The organism is Flaviramulus basaltis (genome assembly GCF_900114265.1).
Taxonomy (GTDB): Bacteria; Bacteroidota; Bacteroidia; order Flavobacteriales; family Flavobacteriaceae; genus Flaviramulus; species Flaviramulus basaltis.
In genome coordinates this window covers 1,247,701-1,271,859 of the sequence record NZ_FPKV01000001.1, presented here as the reverse complement: position 1 = coordinate 1,271,859, position 24,159 = coordinate 1,247,701, and the positions used below count along the sequence as shown (strand labels likewise).

The window sequence follows — 24,159 nt, the reverse complement described above, 5'->3', positions numbered from 1 at the left end:
TGTAAGTGGGATTTTTTATTTTATAGAAAGATTTACAACCAAACCTTCATTAGCTCGAATATTAAAAACGGTTTGATCATCAAAAATAAGATATTGCCCTTTAATCCCTACTAGTTTTCCTTTGTATTGCTGTTCTTTAATTATATTTAAACTCTTTGGTTTCTCTGGATATTTATTAACTGGAAAATCTAAATTAGTTTCAGTATTATTTTCAATAAAATAGTCTTTTGCTTCATTAGGAATATATTGCTTCAACCGTTCTCGCCACTCTACTAAATTTTCATCTACAATTTCATTTTTAAGCATGGTTCTCCAATTGGTTTTATCACTTACATAATCTTTTAAGGCCACCTCTGTAATACCTGCTAAATATCTATTTGGCACCTCAACAATTTCAATTGCCTCATGAGCACCTTGGTCTATCCAACGTGTAGGCACTTGACTTTTTCTAGTTACACCAACTTTAACATTGCTAGAGTTTGCTAAATAAACAATGTGTGGTTGTAGTTGCACTTTCTTTTCGTACTCTAAATCACGATCTTCTTGATCTAAATGCGCAGTGCTTAATTCTGGTCTCATAATCCAATCGGCTGCTTGTGGAATATCAAAAAAACAACTCTTACAAAACCCTTGTCGGTAAATAGGTTTATCTAATTTACAGTTCAAACATTGGTATTTAACAAATTGAATTGTAATGTTTTTATCTAGTAACTGATTCATATTTATAAAATCGTTTTCAAAAACTAAATAGTATTGTATAGGCTGCGAAAATTCGGTTACCATTTTTGTTAAAACACCTTGGTAGAACATGAAAAAAAAGTATTATTTTTAAAAATCTTAAAGATAAACTAAATATGCCAATACCTATAGTGAATTCGATTGCTTCTTGGTTTTTAAAAAAGCGATTCCATCAAATAGAATTGTTTTTAAAATACCCAAATGAAGTTCAAAACGAGCTGCTATTAAGCCTAATAGATATGGCAAAAAATACCGAAATTGGTAAACAACATGATTTTGCATCTATAAAAAATTATAACACGTTTGCAGAACGTGTTCCCATAAAAAATTACGATGGTTGGCAAGATATTATAGAGCGTTCTCGTGGTGGTGAGAATAATTTGTTTTGGCCTACACCAATAAAATGGTTTGCAAAATCTAGCGGAACAACGCGTTCAAAAAGCAAATTTATTCCTGTAAGTCAAGAATCTCTAGAAGATTGCCATTATGCTGCTAGTAAAGATTTGCTTTGTATGTACTTAAACAACAATGAAGATTCTCAATTATTTACAGGTAAAAGTTTACGACTTGGCGGAAGTAAAGAATTATACAAAGAAAACGGAACCGCATTTGGCGATTTGTCGGCTATTTTAATTGACAATATGCCTTTTTGGGCAGAATTTAGTAGCACTCCAAGTAGTAAAGTATCGCTAATGAGCGATTGGGAGCATAAAATGCAGGCTATAGTTAATGAAACCATTAATGAAAATGTTACAAGCCTTGCAGGTGTCCCTTCCTGGATGTTGGTTTTACTTAACAATGTTTTAGAAACCACGGCAAAGGAAAGTTTGCTTGACATTTGGCCTAATTTGGAAGTATATTTTCATGGAGGCGTTAGCTTTACACCTTATAAAGATCAATACAAAAAAATACTTCCTAAAAAGGATTTTAAATATTATGAAATTTACAATGCTTCCGAAGGTTTTTTCGCGATTCAAGATCAAAACAATTCAAATGAATTATTACTCATGTTGGATTACGGGATTTTCTATGAATTTATTCCCATGAATGTTTACGCCACTATTGAAGAAAGAGCAATTCCGCTTAGTGAGGTAGAACTCAACATAAATTACGCTGTTATTATTACTACAAATGCTGGTTTATGGCGTTATAAAATAGGCGACACAGTTAGGTTTACATCATTAAATCCATACAGAATAAAGATTTCGGGAAGAACAAAACATCATATTAATGTTTTTGGCGAAGAGCTTATTATTGAAAATGCAGAGGATGCATTAAAGAAAGTATGCAAACACACCCAAGCCGAAATTAAGGATTTTACTGCGGCTCCTATTTTTATGGAAGGCAAAGAAAAAGGAGCACATGAATGGTTAATTGAATTTAAAACACCACCTATAGACATAGAAAATTTTAATAAAATTTTTGATGACACTTTAAAATCTTTAAACTCTGATTATGAAGCTAAACGCTTTAACAACATTACACTCAACAAGCCTAAAATTAATATAGCCAGAGAAAATTTGTTTTATGATTGGTTAAAACAAAACAACAAATTAGGAGGACAACACAAAATACCAAGACTATCGAATACAAGAGATTACATGGAAGAGCTCTTAAAAATGAATTTGTAAGATTTTTAACAATAAACGCCTGTAAAACAATAACTTACCGAATTAAATGGCTATTGGTCTAAGATTTTTATAAAAATCTTAGTAGTAGTTCTATATTTATGTTTAACTAATCCAAACCCTCTCTCAAGAAGAAAACTAAATTATGTTTTTTCATTTTCCTTTTATCCAATATTGTAATTAGTCAAGAACCCTCAGATTTAATTGCAACAAACCATTCCTATTATACAAATAATAGTACCACGTTTTCAACCCTGTCTGAAACAGTAATTGACACCAATGGATTTGGGTTTGAACTTCTAGATGCAGGAGTTAATTCTCCATATTCTGAAATTGGTTCAGGTTTTTTTAGAAATAAATTAATTATGATTTCTTCAAAAAAATTAGGTGGTTTAGCAAAAATTGACCCTAATACTAATGAAGCTTACAAAGAATTATTTTGCTTAAACATTGACAAAATGGACATTTAAGTACGCCACAACTATTTTCAAGAATATTAAACACTAACGATAGTGAAGACCAATTAACCTTTTCACCTGATCAAAAAACAGTTTATTATACAAGAAGTAGCAGAGAAAACTCTTTAGAATACAAATTATATAAGGCTGTTTTAGAAGAAGACTCACATGGTAATTGGATAAATCAAGAATTACTAGATATAAACAATATAAATATTTCTATTGAAAACCCTTATGTAACCCATAAAGGTGATAAACTGTATTTTTCTGCAAATATGCCAGATGCTATTGGTGGATACGATATTTATGTTTCAGAAATTAATGCAGATGGCTCTTTAGGAACGCCTAAAAATTTAGGAAGTACTGTTAATACTAATTTGGACGACAAATACCCTTCACTTTCAATTGATGATAAATACTTATATTTTTCATCAAAAGGACATGATAATATTGGAGGCTTTGATCTTTTTGCAAGCAGAATTTCTAATAATGGATATAGTATACCTAGAAATTTAGGTAACACCATAAACACTGAATATGATGAAGTTGCTTATTTTTTAGCCGCCAGAAATAAAGGCTATGTATCATCAAACAGACAAAACGGAAAGGGTAGTTATGATATTTATACGGCTATTAATGAAGAAGTGACTCAAAAAATAGAAGGTGAAATTCTAGATTTAGAAACAAAAATAAAACTTCCAAATACAGTTGTTATTTTAAAAGATATTGATGGTATAGAAATAGATAGAACAATAACTCGAGAAGATGCCATTTATAGCTTTAAAGTAGACCCTTTTGAAAACTATACCATCTCAACCTATAAAGATGGGTTTAAAGATACTTTGGTAGGTTTTTTGGCTTACAGAGGAATTGAAACAACTATAATAAAAATATAGAACTACTTACCACCGAACCTGTAATTGCCAAAGTTGATAACGAATTAAGAATTGTTTTAGAAAACATCTATTTTGATTTCAATAAATGGAATGTAAAAGAGGAATCATTTATTTCATTAAATAAAATAATTAAAGTCCTTAAAGATCATCCAGAAATGACATTAGCAATTAATGCCCATACAGATAATAAAGGTAGAGATTCTTATAACTTAGGCTTATCTCAAAAACGTGCTGTATCAGCGGTTAAGTATTTAATTAAAAATGGTATTAGTAAAAAGAGACTACAGTCTAATGGTTTTGGAGAAACTAAACCATTAGTAGATTGTAAAAATGATTGTTCTGATGAAGATTTACAAGCTAACAGACGTGTTGAATTTGTTATTTTAAAAGAATAAAAATCCGTTGATTTGTTATAAAAACGATGAAGTGTTTCTTGAAAAGTTTTTAAACGAGTATTTCGTCTTATAATCTAAAAGCTAACAAAGCCCTTTGCACAGCTTCTAAGTAACATATACCTTTACCAAAAGTTATAATAGCAGAATGAAAATTTATCCATAATGTCCATTATTAATTAAAATCCATAACAAATAAAAAACCACGCTAATAGCGTGGTTTTTTTATGTCTAAAATTATAAACTTTCTTATGAAACTGCTTTAAGTTTCTTTAAAGTAGTTTTAGTTAATTTATCTTCAGCGTAAACTTTAGTTACATTTAAACTTTTCTCGTCGCTACTTGGTAATTCGAACATAGCATCTGTTAAAATTTCTTCACAAAGTGAACGTAATCCTCTTGCTCCTAGTTTATATTCAATAGCTTTATTTACAATAAAATCTAAAGCACCATCTGTTATACTAAAATCTATTTCATCCATCAAAAACAGCTTCTTATATTGTTTAATAATAGCATTTTTAGGCTCAGTAAGAATCGCTCTTAGTGTATCTGCATCTAAAGGATCCATATATGTTAAAACTGGTAAACGCCCAATAATTTCAGGAATTAGACCAAAGTCTTTTAAATCTTTAGGAATAATATATTGTAATAAGTGATTTTGATCTACAACATCATCAGATATTGACGCACTGTAACCAACAGCTTGCATATTTAAACGTTTAGAAATAACACGTTCAATACCATCAAAAGCACCTCCTGCTATAAATAAAATATTTTCTGTATTAACTTCAATGAATTTTTGGTCTGGGTGTTTACGTCCTCCTTTTGGTGGCACATTAACAACCGTACCTTCTAGAAGTTTTAAAAGCGCTTGTTGCACACCTTCACCAGACACATCTCTTGTAATAGATGGATTATCACTCTTACGAGCTATTTTATCTATTTCATCTATAAAAACAATGCCTTTTTCAGCTTTTTCTAAATTGTAATCTGCTGCTTGAAGTAAACGTGTTAAAATACTTTCTACATCTTCTCCAACATAACCTGCTTCTGTTAAAACAGTAGCATCAACTATAGCTAAAGGAACATTTAACATTCTGGCAATTGTTTTTGCCATTAATGTCTTTCCTGTACCTGTTTGACCAACCATAATGATATTACTTTTTTGTATTTCAATATCATCTTTTGTAGCAGGTTGTAATAAACGTTTGTAATGATTATATACAGCAACAGACATAACCTTTTTAGTCATGTTTTGCCCAATAATATATTCATCAAGAAAACCCTTAATTTGTTGTGGTTTACGAAGTTTTAATTCTGCAGATAAATCACTACTATCACTTTGTTTAGATTCTTCAATTACAATACCGTGTGCTTGCTCTATACATCTATCGCATATATGAGCATCTAGTCCAGCAATTAACAAGTTTGTTTCAGGCTTTTTACGACCACAAAATGAACATTCTAATTCTTCTTTTGCCATTAATCTTATCTATTTTGGGAGTAATTAATTATAAATCCCTCTATAACAATTCTTTAAAATTACTAATTTTTATTTAATTACGGGCTAAAATCTCGTCAATCATGCCATATTCTTTAGCTTTATCCGCTTTCATCCAGTAATCTCTATCACTGTCTTCATATACTTTGTCGTAATCCTGACCTGAATGCTTACTTATAATTTTATAAAGTTCTTCTTTTAAAATAAGTATCTCTCTAGCTGTAATTTCTATATCGCTTGCTTGACCTTGAGCACCACCTAATGGTTGGTGAATCATAACACGAGAATGTGTTAAACCACTACGTTTTCCTTTTGTACCAGCACATAATAATACAGCTCCCATTGATGCTGCCATACCTGTACAAATAGTTGCAACATCTGGTTTAATAAATTGCATAGTATCATAAATTCCTAACCCAGCATAAACACTTCCTCCTGGAGAATTAATGTACATTTGTATGTCTTTATTAGCATCTACACTTTCTAAAAACAAAAGCTGTGCTTGCACAATGTTAGCAATATTATCATTTATTCCTGTTCCTAGAAAAAGAATACGATCCATCATTAAACGAGAAAACACATCTAATTGAGAAATATTCAATTGGCGCTCTTCAATAATATAAGGCGTCATATTTTCTGGGTACATGCTACTTATAATTTTATTGTAGTATGTGCTACTTATACCTTGGTCTTTTATCGCGAATTTTTCAAATTCTTTTGCGTAATCCATAGTTTATTTTGTAATTTATTTTGATTAAAGTCTTGACTTACATTAAGATGCACTAAAATCTTATTTAATCAAGATTTACTTTTGAATGAAAAGGCGCTTAAATCAATAGATTTAAGCGCCTAAATATAAGCAATTATTCTTTACTTATTTGTCACCATAAACTTCTTTAACAAAGTTTTCGTAACTTAATTCTTTAACTTTAAGATTTGCTTTTTCTTTATAAACATTTAATAGTTTTTGACTAATTAATTGCTCTGAAATACGACGTGCTTCATCTTGATTTGATAATACACGTTCTGCGATATCATCTAACTCTTTATCTGAAGGATTCATTTGACCAAATTGAGCCATTTGCCCTTTAATCATTTCTCTTGCATGATTTTTAATATCGTCCATAGTGACTTGAACGTTATTGCTTTCAATTAACTTACCTTCAATTAATTGGTAACGCAAGCTTTTTTCAGACTTTTCATATTCTTCCTTAGCTTGGTCTGCATCCATTTCTTGTTCACCTGCAGTTTGCATCCATTTTGTTAAAAACTCAGCTGGTAAATCAAACTTTGTATTTTCTACTAAATACTCAGTAACATCGTTTAACAATTTTTGATCTGCTTGTTGCACAAATTGCTTTTCAGCATCTTCTTTTATTTTTGCTTTTAATTCGGTAACACTTGTTACTGTTCCGTCTCCAAAAAGCTTGTTAAACAAATCTTGATCTAGATCTGCTAACTCACGTGTATTGATTTCATTAATTGTAAAATTAACCTCAATATCAAGACCATGAACATCATCATGACTTAATTTTAAAGCATGCATTAATTCATGCTCATCGTCATAAAGTCCTTTTGTTTTTAAAGTAATAACATCACCTGCTTTTGCTCCAATAAACTGCTTTTCTGTTGCTTTTCCTTTAAATTTATCTAAAGTTAAAGTTACTTTATTATCAATCTCTTTTTCTTCGTTTGTATAAGTTCCTGTGATTTCAGAGTCTTTTTCAACAGTATCTTGAGACACTAGTTTACCGTATTGCTTTTGGATACGCTCAATTTGTTCATCAATCATTTTATCATCAGCAACGATATTATATTGTGTGATCGATTTTTTACTTTTTAACTCAACATCAAATTCTGGTGCTAAACCTAATTCAAATTCGAAAGAAAATTTATCAGCATCCCAGTTTATTTCATCTTGTGTTTTTGGTAATGGTTGCCCAAGAACATCTAACTTTTCTTCAGTTAAGTATTTATTTAAAGCATCTTGTAAAAGCTTATTTACTTCATCAACTAAAACTGCTTTTCCATATTGCTTTTTTACCATACCCATTGGAACATGTCCTTTTCTAAAACCTGGAATATTTGCTGTTTTACGGTAATCTGTTAAGATTTTTTCAACTTTATCGCTATAATCTTCTTTAGCAATATCTACTTTTACTACAGCATTTAATGCATCAACGTTTTCTCTTGTAATATTCATTTTAAATAATATGAAACCCTTTACGGGAATTTAACAATTGGTTTTTAAGCCTATATTTTGTAACCAAAATTGGGATGCAAAAATAGTATATTTTTACATCCCAACAAAGTTTTTAATTGCTTGATTTAGAGCTATTTTTTATCTTCTTTAAAAAGTGAATGTAGTATAGATTGTAAGATAGAAAGCAGAATACTAAATAATATTGCAGTCCAAATACTGCTTACCGAAAAACCGTCGATTAACTTATCGGCTAATAATATTATTATAGCATTAATTATTAGTAGAAATAGGCCTAATGTGACTATAGTTATTGGTAATGTTAAAATTACTAAAATAGGTTTTACTAATAAGTTTAGAACAGATAGAACAACGGCTACAATAATTGCAGTAATATAAGTATCTACACTTACTCCGCTTAAAACCTGTGCTAAAACAAATACTGCTATAGCATTTAATAATAGTCTGATGATTAATTTCATAAATTATGTGTTTTATTAAATATACAAAAAACTATACCACAAACTTCATGACGGCTTCAAAAAAGTCTTTTGGGTTTTCGGCATGCAGCCAATGTCCTGCATTAGAAATTGTGGCAATTTCAGCTTTTGGAAAATGATTTTTAATAATACCATCATCTCCTACACCAATATATTCCGATCGGTCTCCTCTTAAAAACAAGGTATCGCCACTAAAAGTCGCATAACTTGGTAACGCCTCTCCAACCTCGCTTATTTCATTTTTAAGAACATCTAAATTAATTCGTAATCCTAACTGACCTTTTTCAACCCAATACAAATTTTTTAATAAGAATTGACGTGTACCCAAATCACTTACGTAATTGCTTAAAATTTTATCGGCTTGTCCTCTGCTTTTAATTTCACTAAAATCTAAAGCACTTAAACCATTTAAAATAGCATCATGATGTACTGGGTAAAAACGTGGTGAAATATCTGCAATCATTAATTTTGAAAGAAGTTCTGGATATTCTGTTGCAAATAACATCGCTGTTTTTCCGCCCATGGAATGCCCAAGTAAAATGATATCTTTTAAATCATGCTCCTCACAATACTGCTTTAAATCTTCTGCAAGAATTTCATAATTAAATTCATTGCTCCAAAAACTACGCCCATGATTTCGCTGATCTATTAAGTGTACTTGAAAACCTTGTTCGCTAAATTGAGTTCCTAATGTTTTCCAATTATCACTCATACCTAAAAATCCATGCAGAATAATAAATGGCTTCCCTTCTCCTAATATATTGGAATATAATTGCATTATTTAAGTTTATGTAAATACATTTGAATAACATTCTCAACACCTAAATACAAACTTTCTGCAATAAGAGCATGCCCAATAGATACTTCTAACAAACCTGGAATATTATCTTTAAAAAATTTAATATTATCTAACGCCAAATCGTGTCCGGCATTAATTCCCAAACCTAGCTTATTGGCTAATTCTGCACTTTCAACATAAGGCTTTATAGCATCTTTATGTCCTAAATCGTATTGATGCGCAAAACTTTCTGTATATAATTCAATTCTATCTGCTCCTGTTTCCTTTGCGCCTTCAATTTGTTTCAAAACAGGATCGACAAATATAGAAGTACGAATATTATTTTGTTGAAATTCTTTAATCACATCAATTAAAAAATCTTTATGCTTAATAGTGTCCCAACCTGCATTACTAGTTATAGCATCAAGAGCATCGGGTACTAAAGTAACTTGCGTTGGTTTTACTTCTAAAACCAATTTCATGAAAGATTCTATTGGGTTTCCTTCAATATTATATTCGGTGTAGACTTGAGGTTTTAAATCGCGTGCATCTTGGTAACGAATATGGCGTTCGTCTGGTCTTGGATGTATAGTTATTCCTTCGGCTCCAAAACGTTGCGCATCTTTTGCAAATTCAACAACATTTGGCACATCGCCACCTCTTGAGTTTCTTAATGTAGCAATCTTATTAATATTAACACTTAACTTTGTCATTTAACAAATTTTAAATTACAAAAATACAAAGTAGAACACGCTTACATACTATTTTTTTGATTAATTTGCACTTCTATTAAAGCATAAGCATGAAACTTTCAGAACTCATTATAAACGACATAAAACCATTAAATAGTAAAAACAAAGTCAGCGATTTACAATTACTATTTAATCAGTTAACTTTTTCTCATATCCCTATTGAAGATGAGAATAAAACATACTTAGGATGTTTTTCTGAAACCGATGCGCATTGCTTTGAAAGTAAAAAACCTCTTGACGAATACAAATATGCTCTTGAAGATTTTTTTGTACGAGACAACACATTATGGCTTGATGTTTTAGAGGCATTTGCAGTAAATTCTGCTAATATTATGCCTGTTTTAAATGAACAGAATAAGTATTTGGGTTACTATGAGCTTAACGATGTTATTAGTTTATTTAATGAATCACCCTTTTTCTCTGAAGCTGGAGGTATTCTAGTTGTTGAAAAAGGCGTAAACGACTATTCTTTTAGTGAAATAAGCCAAATAGTTGAGTCTAACGACGGGAAATTACTAGGCGCTTTCATATCTAAAATGAATACTGACTTGATTCAAATAACTTTAAAAATTGGCAACACAGGACTTAATGAAATTATACAAACCTTTCGCAGATATAGCTACAACATAGTCTCTGGACATGAAGAAGATAGTTATGTTGAAAGTTTGAAAGAGCGTTCTGATTACTTAAAACGATATTTAAACATTTAAAATATGAAGGTTGCTGTTTTCGGACGATTTTATAATAAAACCACAAGTACTTCGGTAGAAACTCTTTTTAATTATCTAACAAAAAAAGATGCAGATGCTTATATAGAAACCGAATTCTATAATCTTATAAAAGATGAGTCTCATAACATTAAAGATTTTGAATCTTTTAAAAAGTTTGACACTTTAGATATTTCTTTCGATTTACTTGTTAGCATTGGTGGCGATGGTACTATTTTAAGAGCCATAACCTTTGTTAAAGATATAGATATACCTATTGTAGGTATTAATACTGGACGCCTTGGTTTTTTGGCAACCATTCAAGTGGATGCCATAGAACATGCTATCCAAAATATAATTGATGGCAAATACAAAATATCAGAACGCAGTTTACTTTCAATTGAAACTGTTCCAGAAAATAACGATATCACATCACTTAATTTCGCATTAAATGAAATTACAGTAAGTAGAAAAAATACAACGTCTATGATTACTGTTGAAACCTATTTAGATGGCGAATATTTAACATCGTACTGGAGTGATGGCTTAATTGTTTCTACTCCAACCGGATCTACAGGTTATTCTTTAAGTTGTGGCGGACCAGTAATAACACCTGGCACCAATAGTTTTGTTTTAACGCCAATTGCGCCACATAATTTAAGTGCACGACCATTAGTAATTCCAGATTCAACCGAAATTCATTTAAAAGTTGACGGAAGAGAAGATCAGCATTTAGTCTCTTTAGATTCAAGAATAGCAACTTTAGATAATGGTACTCTCATTAAAATTAAAAAGGCAAATTTTAAAATTAAAATGATTGATCTTTTTGGTGAAAGCTTTTTAGACACGCTTAGAAAAAAACTACTTTGGGGGGAAGACAAGCGCAATTAAACAATAATTCAAAAGAAAAACTGTTTTAAACTCATACTAATAGGTTCAGATTGTTATGAACTAATCTTATTTATTATATTTGCAAACTTTTCAATATTTATGAGGCATTTAATCATATTGACATTAAGCATTTTAAGCGCACATTTAAGCTATTCTCAAATTAATGAAATAGGTGTTTTTGTTGGCGGTAGTAATTTTATTGGAGATGTTGGAGCCACAGATTACATTTCACCAAACCAATTAGCTATTGGTGGTATTTACAAATGGAATAGAAGTAAAAGACACTCTTATAGAGCTTCTTTAATTTTTAGTGAATTAGAAGGTATTGATGTAAATTCAGATGACCCAAGGCGAATTCAAAGAGGTTATGAGTTTTCTAGCAAAATCATAGAAGCTTCAATAGGTATGGAGTTTACCTTTATGGATTTCGACCTGCATTCTGGCGAAAAAATTGGCACACCATATCTATATACAGGATTAAGTGTAACAAACCATGATAACCATTATTTTTTAAATGGCACACAAACTCCTGAAAACACATCTAGTTGGGCCTATGGAATTCCTATGGCAATAGGTTTTAAAACAAATTTTTTAGGAAATTTAATTTTAGGACTTGAAGTTGGTGCACGTTATACATTTTCTGATGAGCTTGACGGAAGCATTCCTGATGCTGAATTTAGACAACAATACAGATTTGGAAATATAAACAATAACGACTGGTATATGTTTACTGGCATTACCTTAACTTACACCTTTGGAGAAAACCCTTGTTATTGTGTAGAATAAAATGGATTTAAAAGACAGCATACATAAAAAATTATTACCCAAACACATAGCCATTATTATGGATGGTAATGGGCGTTGGGCAAAACAAAAAGGTATGATGCGTGCTTTTGGACATGAAAATGGCACAAAATCTGTACGTCAAACAGTTGAAACTTGTGCAGAATTAGGCATAGAAAACCTAACCCTTTATGCTTTTTCAACTGAAAATTGGAACAGACCAAAACTAGAAGTTCAAACCTTAATGAGGCTTTTAGTGTCTTCATTAAAAAAAGAAATTGCAACACTTCAAGATAACAACATCAAGCTTTTAGCTATAGGCAATCTAAGCTCACTACCAAAAAAGGTACACAAAGAACTACTTGAGGTTATAGAAAACACAAAGAATAACACTAGAATGACTCTAACACTTGCTTTAAGCTACGGTTCTAGAGAAGAAATCATAAATACTGTTAAAGAGATTAGTATTAAAGTTAAAAATAATATAATTTCGCCCGAAAATATTGAAGAATCAATTATAAATGAGCATCTTTACACGCGAAATTTACCAGATGTAGATTTGCTTATTAGAACAAGTGGGGAGCAACGTATAAGTAATTTTTTGTTGTGGCAAATCGCTTATGCCGAATTATATTTTACAAGTGTATTATGGCCAGATTTTACCAAGCAACATTTGTATGAAGCTATTATTGAATATCAAAAAAGAGAACGACGATTTGGGAAAACAAGTGAACAACTTAGTTAATACTTTACCAGTAAAAACATATTTAAAGTACTGCACAGCAATATTATTTTTTGTACTAAGCTTCGGCACTCAAGCACAAGAGTTAGAATATAGCAACGGTAAAAAATACATTTTAGGAGACATCTCTGTTTCTGGAAATACATCATTTAGCGAGCAAACTATTATCACCTACTCTGGTTTAAGAAAAGGAAAGGAAATGACTATTCCTGGTGAAGATATTAGTAATGCTATTAAAAAACTTTGGAACTCTAAATTATTTAATGACATAGAAGTCTACATTACCAAAATAGAAGGTGATGTCGCTTATTTACAAATAAGATTGTCTGATTTACCTCAACTTAACGAGCTAAAAATTAACGGTGTAAAAAAAGGTAAAAAAGAAAGCATCATTAAAGAAGCAAAGCTTAATAAAGGTGTTAAAGTAACCGAAAATCTTATAACAACTACAAAAAATTTCCTTACAAGAAAGTATAAAAAAGATGGTTTTATAAATACTAAAGTACATATTAACACCATAGAAGTTAAAGACTCTATTGAAACAGCAAGAGTTAATATGGTACTTAATATAGACAAGGGAGAGAAAGTTAAAATTAAAAATATTGTATTTAATGGCAATGAAGTTTTAAATGATAAAAAACTTAGAAAAGCCATGAAAAACACTAAAAAAATTAACCGTCTTCGAATTTTAAAACGCTCTAAATTTATTGATTCTGCTTATCAGGCAGATTTAGGTCATCTTATAGATAAATATAAAGAAAATGGTTATCGAGATGCGCGTATTATTTCTGATAGTGTCATAATAAATAACGACAAAACCATATCTCTAAAAATTGATGTAAACGAAGGTGAACTTTATACTTTTGGAGATATTACATTTATTGGTAATACCGTATATACTAATGAGCAATTAAGTAGACTATTACGTATTAGAAAAGGCGATACATACAATGGTATTGAATTACAAAAACGTATTGCAGATAATTCAAAACCTGATGCTTTCGATATAACAAATCAATATCAAAATAATGGTTATTTATTTTCTAGTATAAACCCTGTTGAAGTTAGTGCAGATAATAACGTTATTGATATAGAAATTAGAATATCTGAAGGAAAACCAGCTTATTTTAATAGTGTTTCAGTTGTTGGAAACGACAAAACTAATGATCATGTTGTATACAGAGAAATACGTACTCGTCCAGGACAATTATATAGCAAAGCAAATGTAGTTCGTACAGTAAGAGAACTTGGTCAATTAGGATTTTTTGATGCTCAAGAAATATCTCCAAACTTCATTAATCCAAATCCAAATGAAGGTACTATAGATATGGAATACGCTGTTAAAGAAACAGGATCTAGCCAAATTGAATTACAAGGTGGTTACGGTGGTGGTGGCTTTATAGGTACGCTTGGGTTATCTTTTAATAACTTTTCTATAAAAGATATTTTTAAGAAAGATGCTTACAAACCAATCCCAATGGGAGACGGACAAAAACTAGCGTTACGTTTACAAGCTAGTAGATTTTACCAAACCTATAGCTTTTCATTTTCTGAGCCTTGGTTAGGAGGGAAACGCCCTGTTCAATTTTCAACTTCTTTATCTCATACAAAACAGTTTTTATACAATCCTAGTACAAGAAATGCAGATAAAAGTAGAAGTTTCAACATTACAGGAATTACATTTGGTTTAGCAAAACGTTTATCTGTTCCAGATGATTATTTTACACTTTCACAAGCTGTAAGTTTCCAACGTTATGATTTAAATAATTATAACACTGGCCTATTTACTTTTGGAGATGGATATTCTAATAACTTATCATATACTATAGGTCTAAGCAGAAATAACACGAGCGTAGATCCTATTTATCCAACAGCTGGTTCTAGCTTTGGGGTTACAGCTAAATTATCTATTCCTTACTCTTTATTTAATGGTGTTGATTATGATCAATTATCTGAGGATTATGATGATGCTTTAGTAAGACGAGCAAATGCAACTAGTACTGCAGATAGAGAATATATTGAAGCTAATAAACAAATAACAGAAATAGACCAAGAACGTTACAAGTGGTTAGAATTTTATAAAATAAATTTTAAAGGTGATTGGTACACTCAGCTTGCTAAAGACCTTGTATTAAGACCAAGTGTAGAATTTGGGTTTTTAGGAGCTTATAACAATGCTAGAGGTGTTATTCCATTCGAACGTTTCTTTGTAGGAGGTGATGGATTAGGTAACTATAGTTTAGATGGTAGAGAATCTATCCAATTACGTGGCTATCCAAATCAATCTCTTTCAAATCAAGATGGTGGTACTATATATAATAAGTTTTCTTTAGAGCTTCGTTATCCTGTTACTCTAAAAGCATCAGCTAAAATTTATGCCCTAGGCTTTTTAGAAGGTGGTGCTTCATATGATAATTTTAGAGATTATAATCCTTTTAACATTAAACGTTCTGCGGGATTAGGTATTCGTATTTTCATGCCAGCATTTGGTTTATTAGGTATTGATTTTGGTCATGGTTTCGACCCTTTACCTGGAGAAACTGTTAAACATGGTTGGGAAACTCACTTCATTATTGGACAACAGTTTTAATCAAAAAAAACACTTTGGCACGATATTTTCTAATAACACTTTAATGATTTGCATGAGGATTAAAATTTTTAAGATTAAAATTCGTTAATTTTGAAGACACAATTCAAAAAGGCAGAAAAAATCATCTGTCATTTTTTAGAATTTACAAGTTGATAAATTATAAAATATAAACAGATGCGAAACAAAGTTCTTTTTTTACTGACATTAGTTTTTATGCTAAGCCTTTCAACTTACGCACAACGTGGCGTGAGAATAGCTTATATAGATACTGAATATATTTTAGAGAATGTTCCAGAATATCAAGAAGCTACAACGCAATTAAATGATAAAGCTCAAAAATGGAAAATTGAAATTGATCAAAAATTAGCTGTAATTGAACAAAAGCGAAAAGATTTGAGCAATGAAAAAGCCCTTTTAACAAAAGAGCTTATTGATGAGCGTGAAGAAGATATTGATTTTGAAGAGCAAGAAATTTTAGATTACCAACAAAAACGCTTTGGTCCAAATGGTGATTTATTTATTCAACAAAAGCAATTAATGCAACCTTTACAAGATCAAATATTTTCAGCAGTTCAAGATTTGGCAGAAGGTAGAAAATATGACCTTGTTTTAGATAAGTCTGAAACTAATCTGTTATATTCTAACAAAGCCTACGATGTAAGTGAACAAATATTGCGTAGTATAACAAGAGCTTCAAAACGTACACAAGCACAATCAAAAGCAGAACGTAAAACGGCAGAAGAGGAGGAATTAATTCCTGAAATTAATGAAGAATTAGAATCAAGACAAAAAGCCCTTGAGGAAAAGAAAGCTGAACGAGAAAGTGCTATTGAAAAAGCTAGACAAGAAAAACTTGATGCAAGAGCCGCTAAAGTAAAAGCTGCAGAAGAAAAGCGTCAAAAAATATTAGACGATCGTAAAAAAGCGAAACAAGATAAATTAGGTGCTGAAAACAGTACAAATGAAGAGGTAAAAAATGAGGGTGAAAGCACAAAATCTGAGGAAACAAAAGCTGAAGGTGAAACAAAAACAAAAGAACAATTAATCGAAGAAAATAGACAAAAAAAATTAGCAGAAAGAGAAGCTAGAAAAAAAGCTCTTGAAGATAAAAAGAAAAAGATTATAGAAGACCGTCAAAAAGCAAAGGACAGTACAAATAACAATTAACAATTTATAACACTATTAATACTATTTAAAATGAAACAATTAAAAACTATTTTATTAGCAACTGCATTATGCATTGGAACTATTAGCTTTACTCAAGCACAAAGCAAAGTTGCTCATATAAATACACAAGAATTAATCTCAGCAATGCCCGCAGCTAAAGTAGCACAAGCTGAAATTGAAACTTTAGGAAAAACATATCAAACAGATATTCAAGCTTCAATTACAGAATACCAAAACACTGTAAAACAATACGAAGCAGAAGCTGCAACTAAAACTGATGAAGAAAACCAAAAAAGAGGTTTAGAGTTACAAGAAAAGCAACAGCGTATTCAACAATTTAGAGCAGATGCTCAAAAACATTTAGCTGAAAAAGAAGCTGAGTTATTTCAACCAATTCAAGAAGCTGCAATGAAAGCTATTAGCGAAGTTGCTAAAGCTCAAGGTTATCAATATGTTTTAGACAGAGCTACTTTAATTGTAGCTGATGGAAAAGATATTTTAGCTGATGTTAAAAAACAATTAGGTATCTAATTTTAGATTACAAATAAAATATACTTAAAGCTGTCTTTTACAAGGCAGCTTTTTTATTTTTGTTAAACTATGAACACACAACCTATTGGCATTTTTGATTCTGGTGTAGGAGGCACATCTATTTGGAAAGAAATACATGCGCTTTTACCCAATGAAAACACTTTATACTTAGCCGATAGTGCTAATGCGCCTTATGGACCAAAAGGTAAAGATGCTATTATAGATTTAAGTATTAAAAACACCGAATACCTACTAAAAAAAAAATGCAAACTCATTGTAATAGCTTGCAATACCGCTACCACAAATGCGATAGATTATCTTCGAGAAAACTACAAAATCCCTTTTATTGGTATAGAGCCTGCTATAAAACCAGCTGCTTTACAAACCAAAAGTAATGCTATTGGTATTTTAGCAACAAAAGGCACTTTAAGTAGCCAACTATTCTCTAAAACCTCAAACCTATTTGCTAGTAATGTTAATGTTATTGAGCAACATGGTGATGGTATTGTAGAACTTATTGAAAGTGGAAAACTATTCTCTAATGAAATGACTTCACTTTTAAAAGAATATTTAAAACCTATGATTAATGCACGTATTGATTATTTGGTTTTAGGTTGCACGCATTACCCTTATTTAATGCCTTTGCTATTAGAATTACTTCCCAAACATGTAAAAATTATAGACTCTGGTGAAGCTGTGGCGAGACAAACAAAAGCTATTTTAGAAAAACATGATATATTAAACTTAGGTTTCAATAAGCAAAAAAATGAATTCTTCACAAACGGCAATACAGAAGTTATGGCATCACTTTTAGATAATAAGTTTGATGTTGAATATTTAGATTTTTAATTTAATCTCTTATTTGCGTTAGCGATTGCAATGAAAATCCTTTTGCTTTTCGCAAAAGATTGAAATGGAAAGCGCGACCCTTGTGGTAACGCCCTATTCTTTAAACCAACTGGAATATTTTATATAGTTATTGGCAATTCTATCTATTTGACCAGAAATTAATTCCTGACTAATATCTTTAATTTTTTTTGCCGGAACACCTGCATAAATACTCCCAGATTCTACTCTAGTATTTTGTGTAACTACTGCTCCAGCTGCAATAATACTGTTACTTTCTATCACACAATCGTCCATAATAATGCTTCCCATACCTACCAAAACATTGTCGTGAATCGTGCAACCATGTACTATGGCATTGTGCCCAATGGAGACATTATTTCCAATATTTGTAGGCGCCGTTAAATAAGTGGCATGTATAACTGCGCCATCTTGCACATTTACTTTGTTGCCCATTTTTATATAGTTTACATCGCCACGAATAACTGCGTTAAACCAAATACTACATTGGCTCCCGGCAACGACATCGCCAACTATGGTAGCGTTTTCGGCTATATAACAATCGTCTGGTAATTGAGGTGATTTTCCGTTTACTGGTTTTATAATTGGCATTGGTTTTTATTTAAAATATGATAATAATTCTGATTTTTTTGAAGCTGAAACCATAATTTCTTTTCCGTTACTAAGTACAACGCTTCCTCCTTTTCCTTTTATGTATTTTACAACTTCATTTACATTAACTAAATAAGATTTATGTACACGGGCAAAACTAGAACCTGATAAAATATCTTCGAAGTGTTTTAGTGTTTTACTTACCAATTTCTTTTTATGATTATTAAGATAGATTTCTGTATAATTATCGTCTGCTTTACAGTATAAAATATCGGAAGTATTTAATACTTCAAACCCATCTAACTGCGGAATGGTTATTTTACCATTAACACTATTTGTTTTTGGAATTAATACTTGATCTTGAAGCGCATCTTCTTTGGTTTTAATTTCAGTAACATAATCTACTGCTTTAATAAGCTCATCAATTGAAATAGGTTTCATTAAATAGTATGATGCGTGAGCGTTTAAAGCATCAATTGCATAATGATTATAGGCAGTTACAAAAATGGTTTCAAAATTAATGTCGCCTACCTTGTCTAATAAATCAAAAGCATTGCCATATGGCATTTCTACATCTAGAAACACTAAATCTAAGTCGTTATTTCTTATCAAAACTAAAGCCTCTTCCACGTTTGCCGCTTCTCCTAAAACAGTTACGTTTGGACAGTATTTTTTGAGATAATTTTTTAGAATATCTCTACTTGTTTCTTCGTCTTCAACTATTATTGATGTTAGTTTCATTTAATCCTTTTTAAGAGTTACAACAACTTTGGTTCCAGTATCTTCTTCATCTTGAAAATCGTCAATAAACACATCTACTTTATCTTTATACATATTATTTAAAATAGACACGCGCTTTTTAATATTCCCCATACCTTTTGAGTTTTGCTTTTGTTGATTCTCAGTTTTTAAAGCTTTTGATTTTTCTCTTCCAATACCATTATCGCTAATAGTAATTTTAATTTCATCAGCAGTATTTTGGGCAATGCTAATTTCTAAATGTCCTTTCGTTTTCTTATATCTTAAGCCATGCCAAACTGCATTTTCAATATAAGGTTGTAATAACATTGGCGGAATTACAAAATCTTGAACGTTAATATTCTCATTAATATTTATTTCATAATCAAATTTATCCTGAAATCTAAAATGCTCAAGTTTTGTGTATAGTTGTATTAATTCAATTTCTTTTTCCAACGGAATAAAATCTTCTTCACTATTTTCTAAAACGGCCCGCATGAGTAATGAAAAATCGGTAAGATATTTATTTGCTGTCCGCTCATCATTTGATGCTATAAAACTATTTACAGAGTTTAATGCATTAAAAATAAAATGTGGATTCATTTGACTTCGCAAACTTTTTAAGGCCAATAAATTGTTTGCCAAACGTTGTTGCTTAATATATTTAAACATTAAAAATGCAGTAACTAATAATAACAAAACACCACCAATTAATGAATAAATAATGAGTTTTTGGCGCTTTGATTGCTCTATGGTAAGTTCATATTTACTTTCAGAAAGCTCTCTATCGCTTTCTAAACTTAAAATTCTATTTTGCTTACTAACTATATCTTTACTAAACCTTGCTGCCTGCGATATTTCTTGTTCTTTTTTAGAATAAAGCTTATCTACCAATTCTACATATTCTTGGTAAGCAGATAAGGCTTTATCAAATTGTCCAGCATCTCGATATACTTCAGACAATCTTCTAGTAGCATCTTTTTGAACAATTAAATCGTCTTTACTGTCTGCTTCAGCAATACTTTTTTGGAGGTATGGAATAGCATTACCAAAATCTTTTTGAGAAGCGTAGGCATTACCTATTTTATAATTTTGTTTTTGTGATGTTAATGCGCTTTCATTATCGAAAACTGAATCTGATTCTATCTCACTTATTGAATTTAAAACTTCTTTTCTTAATTCAATTTCATCAGAATAATTCCGATTTTCACTCTCGAAATCTGCTACCTTTATTTTTTCTTCAACCGCCCTTTTTTGATTTTCTGTATTAGCCAATTTCATCGATTTATTAAAAAATCCTTTAGCTTTTTCAGTTTCCCCCTTTGCATTATAAGTTTGAGCAATTTTAGAATTTAAGTCGGTTATTTTAGGGGTAATTATATATATTTTTGCCACTTTTAAGCCTTCTTCATAAGCATTAATTGACAATTGATACCCTTTGGTTGAAAAATGCACATCACCAATTCCTTCGTAGAGTTCAATTAATTGCCAATTGGATAATTCATTTTTATTAGTGTTGTTATATATTTCTAAACTTTCTTGATAGTTTTTATTTTGTTTATAAGCTTTTGCAAGTTTTAATTTAACGGTATTAGTGCTTATGTTTTGAAGGCTAATTCTATAGTTTGAAACTGCTAAATCATACTGTTTCCAAAACATATAAATATCACCTAAAACCTCATAAGCTTCGCCATTTTCTTTTACAGACTTACTTACGGCAAGGGCTTCTCCTGCAAATTGAATACTTGTCTTAGCGTCTTTTTTTAAATATGCTTCCGCAGAGTCTATCAATGTTTTAAACGATTCTGTTTTGGACCTTGATTCCTTTTTAAGCTTAGAATATTTAGTTTCTTCTTTATTTGGCTGTACCTCAACTTTAATACGCTCATTACTTTGTATGATGTAATAAACGGTTTCAAAATCTTTATGTCTTATAGTAAGTTCATCACCTTTTTTGGCTTCAATTCTAAAATCACCAAATCTATCTGTTATAGTATATGCACCACCATTGACTTCAATGTTTACATTTGGAATAGGCTGTTTTGTATCGCTTTCAATAACCGATCCTCTTATTGTAAATTTTGGTCCTTGATTTGAAAACCCACTATTTTCTTGTGAAAACAAAAAAACAGTACTTAACAAAGCACCTAAAACCCATATGTATTTAAAAACTGACTGCATACACTCATTTATAATAGCTAAACTTACGCACTTTACTTGGTATATTAAAATGGTGATTTTACAAATTACACAGTTTTTTATGCTAAGAATGCGCACCCACGCATTTAAAGGTTTGGTTTACTCAATGAAATGATTACTTAACTCATTCTACTTTTTTTAAGAACTATGTTACGCATAGTTTTATAGTGTTAATCAAAAAAACAAAGACATTATGAAAACATCAATTAAAACAATTCTATTTTGTAGCGCATTAATCGCAATTACTTCGTGTAACGCTAATACTAAAAAACAAAACACGGCTTATAACGAAGTAAAAACACTCAAAATAGAACCTAATAAACAGTTTATTAAAGTAGCCTTATTATTAGACACTAGTAATAGTATGGATGGGCTTATAGATCAAGCTAAAGCACAACTTTGGGATATTGTAAACGAATTATCTTATGCTAAATGTGGTGCTAATAAACCCAATTTACAAATTGCTTTATATGAATATGGAAATGACAGATTAAATGGTGATGAAGGTTTTATTAGACAAGTATTAGCTTTTAGCGATGATTTAGATGAAATATCAAAAGAGTTATTCTCATTAACCACAAATGGCGGAAATGAGTATTGTGGACAGGTTATACAAACTTCATTAAATCAACTAAACTGGGGCAAAAACGCTGATGATTTAAAACTAATTTTTATTGCAGGAAATGAACCCTTTACCCAAGGAGAGATAAATTATAAAGATGCCTCTGTAAATGCTAATGAGAAAGACGTGACTGTAAATACTATATTCTGTGGTGATTATAACCAAGGAATTTCAACCTATTGGAAAGATGGTGCTCAATTAACCAATGGTGATTATATGGCAATTAATCAAAACAGTAAAACAGTACATATTGTTTCACCTTATGATGATGACATTTTAATTTTAAATCAAAAACTAAACAAAACCTATGTTATTTATGGTTCTAAAGGAAGTCAAAAACAAGCGCTACAAGCAGAACAAGACACTAATGCTGGTTCATACAGTAAAGCTAATGCCGTAAAAAGAACAGTAAGCAAAAGTTCGCATTTATATAAAAATGAAAGTTGGGATTTAGTAGATGCTATGGAATTAGAGGAAGTTGTAGTTGAAGATTTAAAAGATGATGCTCTACCAACAGAATTAAAAGGAAAAACAAAAGAAGAAATTAAAACTTATGTTTCTAAAAAAAGTAAAGAAAGAGAATCGATTCAAAAACAAATTCAAGAATTAAATACGAAACGTAAAGATTATGTTTTAAAACATCAAAAAGAAAACTCTAATAGCTTAGAAAACGCCATGACAAAAGCTATTAAAGAACAGGCTAAAAAGAAAAAATACACTTGGGAATAATTTCCTATTAAGACGTCATTCTGAATTTATTTTAGTGTTAAAACAAAATAGCTTATCTAAAAAATTATGAGAAACTGAAACAAGTTCAGTTTGACGATACTTAATTAACTGCAGGGCAATTACATTCATATCGTTCTCGTCTACAATTAAAGTTATATCCTAATGTTAATTGATGAAAACCTCCGCTTGTAAACACTACAGAATTTGTTTGATAGGTATAATTATAAGCAAACATAAAGTTGTTGTAATTAACCCCTAAAATTGGTGAAAGCTGTTGAAGTTTTTGACTATTAACGCTATTTGAACTAGTTAAATATTCAGCTCCGTCTAAACTTTGTCTATAAGATAAACCACCCCATACTTTACCAAAATCCATTTGTTTATAAACCTTAGCATTCAAATCTATTGTAGATTCTTTAGTTCCATCTTTATATTGAAACATTACAGAAGGCTCATAACTCCAGGTGCTTCCAAATTTGCTAAACACATTTCCTAAAGACAATAAATAACGTGTTAAATTACTAGTTATTTCTATATCATTATTCACTCCAGCATTCTTAAGCACATTCTTAATAGTACCATGCGCATAAAAATCAAGATAATGATATGAGAATCCAAAATCAATATTAAAGTTCGTTTCGTTCTGCACAATTCCTTCAACTATAGGATCTGGGCCATCAAATAAAAAGGTCGTTTCGTCTAGCTGATATTGTATAAAACCTGCACTTAAACCAAAAGAAAGCATATTCAAATCTACTTCACTTCTTGAAAACAAAAGGTGATGGGCATAAGTAAAATAAGCTCCTTTTTGAGAATGATATCCATTCTCATCTGCAAACAAAATAGCTCCAATAGCAGATGGAGAGTCTCCAATTCTACCATTAACACTCATGGTTAATAGTTTAGGCGCATCATCTTGCCCAAACCACTGTTGGCGACCAGTTATTCTAAGTTTAGAACAATTAGCAATACCAGCCATTGATGGATGAATTAAATAATAATTATCTGTAAGGTAATCAGTGTATATTGGCAATCCTTCTTGCGAAGTTCCTAAATAAGATACTAATATAAAAAGTAGTGCTATAATGTTATTTTTCAATTTCATAAATTTATTACCAAGTTGATTATAGTTTAATATAAACGTGCTGTTTCTTAAAAAA

General features: G+C 30.7%; 23 protein-coding genes. 12 read left to right on the top strand and 11 right to left on the bottom strand.

The features are described 5' to 3' along the window. Positions 1–15: 15 nt before the first annotated feature. Positions 16–810 carry a DUF2797 domain-containing protein gene (locus tag BT151_RS05750; protein ID WP_072400781.1) on the bottom strand — a complete coding sequence of 265 codons (795 nt, stop codon included), beginning with the start codon at positions 808–810 and terminating at the stop codon, positions 16–18. Positions 811–854: 44 nt separating this feature from the next. Here BT151_RS05750 and BT151_RS05745 point away from each other — a divergent pair, with 44 nt between their 5' ends. The 3 genes from BT151_RS05745 (at position 855) to BT151_RS18400 (ending at position 4,115) form a co-directional block, all read left to right on the top strand. Further along, entirely contained in the window at positions 855–2,369 is a 1,515-nt protein-coding gene (locus BT151_RS05745; RefSeq protein ID WP_072400780.1) for a GH3 auxin-responsive promoter family protein, read from the top strand. 730 nt (positions 2,370–3,099) lie between these two features. Further along, positions 3,100–3,720: a TolB-like translocation protein gene (locus tag BT151_RS05740; RefSeq protein WP_072400779.1), complete on the top strand. Its 621-nt coding sequence runs from the start codon at positions 3,100–3,102 to the stop codon at positions 3,718–3,720. Next, positions 3,717–4,115: an OmpA family protein gene (locus tag BT151_RS18400; RefSeq protein ID WP_084647869.1), complete on the top strand. Its 399-nt coding sequence runs from the start codon at positions 3,717–3,719 to the stop codon at positions 4,113–4,115. The genes BT151_RS05740 and BT151_RS18400 overlap by 4 nt, the downstream gene beginning before the upstream one ends. Before the next feature lie 246 nt (positions 4,116–4,361). Here BT151_RS18400 and clpX read toward each other — a convergent pair whose 3' ends face one another. The 6 genes from clpX to BT151_RS05705 form a co-directional block, all read right to left on the bottom strand. Then, on the bottom strand, positions 4,362–5,594 hold the full coding sequence (clpX, locus tag BT151_RS05730; RefSeq protein WP_072400777.1) for an ATP-dependent Clp protease ATP-binding subunit ClpX: 1,233 nt from the start codon (positions 5,592–5,594) through the stop codon (positions 4,362–4,364). A gap of 73 nt (positions 5,595–5,667) precedes the next feature. Then, entirely contained in the window at positions 5,668–6,342 is a 675-nt protein-coding gene (clpP, locus tag BT151_RS05725; RefSeq protein ID WP_072400776.1) for an ATP-dependent Clp endopeptidase proteolytic subunit ClpP, read from the bottom strand. Between the two features lie 144 nt (positions 6,343–6,486). After that, positions 6,487–7,815, bottom strand: a complete 1,329-nt coding sequence (gene tig, locus BT151_RS05720; protein WP_072400775.1) for a trigger factor — start codon at positions 7,813–7,815, stop codon at positions 6,487–6,489. 131 nt (positions 7,816–7,946) lie between these two features. Beyond that, a complete protein-coding gene (locus tag BT151_RS05715; protein WP_072400774.1) occupies positions 7,947–8,294 on the bottom strand; it encodes a phage holin family protein in 348 nt (115 codons plus the stop codon). Between the two features lie 31 nt (positions 8,295–8,325). Then, positions 8,326–9,090 carry an alpha/beta fold hydrolase gene (locus BT151_RS05710; protein ID WP_072400773.1) on the bottom strand — a complete coding sequence of 255 codons (765 nt, stop codon included), beginning with the start codon at positions 9,088–9,090 and terminating at the stop codon, positions 8,326–8,328. Then, on the bottom strand, positions 9,090–9,803 hold the full coding sequence (locus BT151_RS05705; RefSeq protein WP_072400772.1) for a pyridoxine 5'-phosphate synthase: 714 nt from the start codon (positions 9,801–9,803) through the stop codon (positions 9,090–9,092). Before BT151_RS05705 ends, BT151_RS05710 begins: the two co-directional genes overlap by 1 nt. Positions 9,804–9,892: 89 nt before the next feature. On the opposite strand from BT151_RS05705, the gene BT151_RS05700 reads away from it, so the two are divergent. The 8 genes from BT151_RS05700 (at position 9,893) to murI (ending at position 18,102) form a co-directional block, all read left to right on the top strand. After that, on the top strand, positions 9,893–10,552 hold the full coding sequence (locus tag BT151_RS05700) for a CBS domain-containing protein (protein WP_072400771.1): 660 nt from the start codon (positions 9,893–9,895) through the stop codon (positions 10,550–10,552). 3 nt (positions 10,553–10,555) lie between these two features. Further along, complete coding sequence (locus BT151_RS05695) at positions 10,556–11,440, top strand: NAD kinase (RefSeq protein ID WP_072400770.1); 885 nt, start codon at positions 10,556–10,558, stop codon at positions 11,438–11,440. Positions 11,441–11,539: 99 nt separating this feature from the next. Further along, positions 11,540–12,226, top strand: coding sequence for a type IX secretion system protein PorG (porG, locus tag BT151_RS05690; protein WP_072400769.1), 687 nt, complete (start codon positions 11,540–11,542; stop codon positions 12,224–12,226). A gap of 1 nt (position 12,227) precedes the next feature. Next, entirely contained in the window at positions 12,228–12,968 is a 741-nt protein-coding gene (locus BT151_RS05685; protein ID WP_072400768.1) for an isoprenyl transferase, read from the top strand. Then, positions 12,901–15,555, top strand: coding sequence for an outer membrane protein assembly factor BamA (bamA, locus tag BT151_RS05680; RefSeq protein WP_084647868.1), 2,655 nt, complete (start codon positions 12,901–12,903; stop codon positions 15,553–15,555). Before BT151_RS05685 ends, bamA begins: the two co-directional genes overlap by 68 nt. 174 nt (positions 15,556–15,729) lie before the next feature. Next, on the top strand, positions 15,730–16,722 hold the full coding sequence (locus BT151_RS05675; RefSeq protein WP_072400767.1) for an OmpH/Skp family outer membrane protein: 993 nt from the start codon (positions 15,730–15,732) through the stop codon (positions 16,720–16,722). A 30-nt stretch (positions 16,723–16,752) separates the two neighbouring features. Further along, on the top strand, positions 16,753–17,253 hold the full coding sequence (locus BT151_RS05670; protein ID WP_072400766.1) for an OmpH/Skp family outer membrane protein: 501 nt from the start codon (positions 16,753–16,755) through the stop codon (positions 17,251–17,253). Between the two features lie 69 nt (positions 17,254–17,322). Further along, positions 17,323–18,102 carry a glutamate racemase gene (murI, locus tag BT151_RS05665; protein ID WP_072400765.1) on the top strand — a complete coding sequence of 260 codons (780 nt, stop codon included), beginning with the start codon at positions 17,323–17,325 and terminating at the stop codon, positions 18,100–18,102. Positions 18,103–18,195: 93 nt separating this feature from the next. Here murI and BT151_RS05660 read toward each other — a convergent pair whose 3' ends face one another. The 3 genes from BT151_RS05660 to BT151_RS05650 are packed head-to-tail and all read right to left on the bottom strand — an operon-like array spanning position 18,196 to position 21,630. Then, positions 18,196–18,711, bottom strand: a complete 516-nt coding sequence (locus tag BT151_RS05660; RefSeq protein ID WP_072400764.1) for a gamma carbonic anhydrase family protein — start codon at positions 18,709–18,711, stop codon at positions 18,196–18,198. A 6-nt stretch (positions 18,712–18,717) separates the two neighbouring features. Beyond that, positions 18,718–19,452 (bottom strand): LytR/AlgR family response regulator transcription factor, encoded by a 735-nt coding sequence (locus tag BT151_RS05655; RefSeq protein WP_072400763.1) that lies wholly within the window; start codon positions 19,450–19,452, stop codon positions 18,718–18,720. After that, on the bottom strand, positions 19,453–21,630 hold the full coding sequence (locus BT151_RS05650) for a histidine kinase (protein ID WP_072400762.1): 2,178 nt from the start codon (positions 21,628–21,630) through the stop codon (positions 19,453–19,455). It abuts the gene before it with no gap. A 211-nt stretch (positions 21,631–21,841) separates the two neighbouring features. Between BT151_RS05650 and BT151_RS05645 the strand changes: the two genes are divergently transcribed. Next, positions 21,842–22,999, top strand: coding sequence for a vWA domain-containing protein (locus BT151_RS05645; RefSeq protein ID WP_072400761.1), 1,158 nt, complete (start codon positions 21,842–21,844; stop codon positions 22,997–22,999). Positions 23,000–23,099: 100 nt separating this feature from the next. Here BT151_RS05645 and BT151_RS05640 read toward each other — a convergent pair whose 3' ends face one another. Then, entirely contained in the window at positions 23,100–24,104 is a 1,005-nt protein-coding gene (locus tag BT151_RS05640) for a PorP/SprF family type IX secretion system membrane protein (protein ID WP_072401010.1), read from the bottom strand. Between the last annotated feature and the right edge of the window lie 55 nt (positions 24,105–24,159).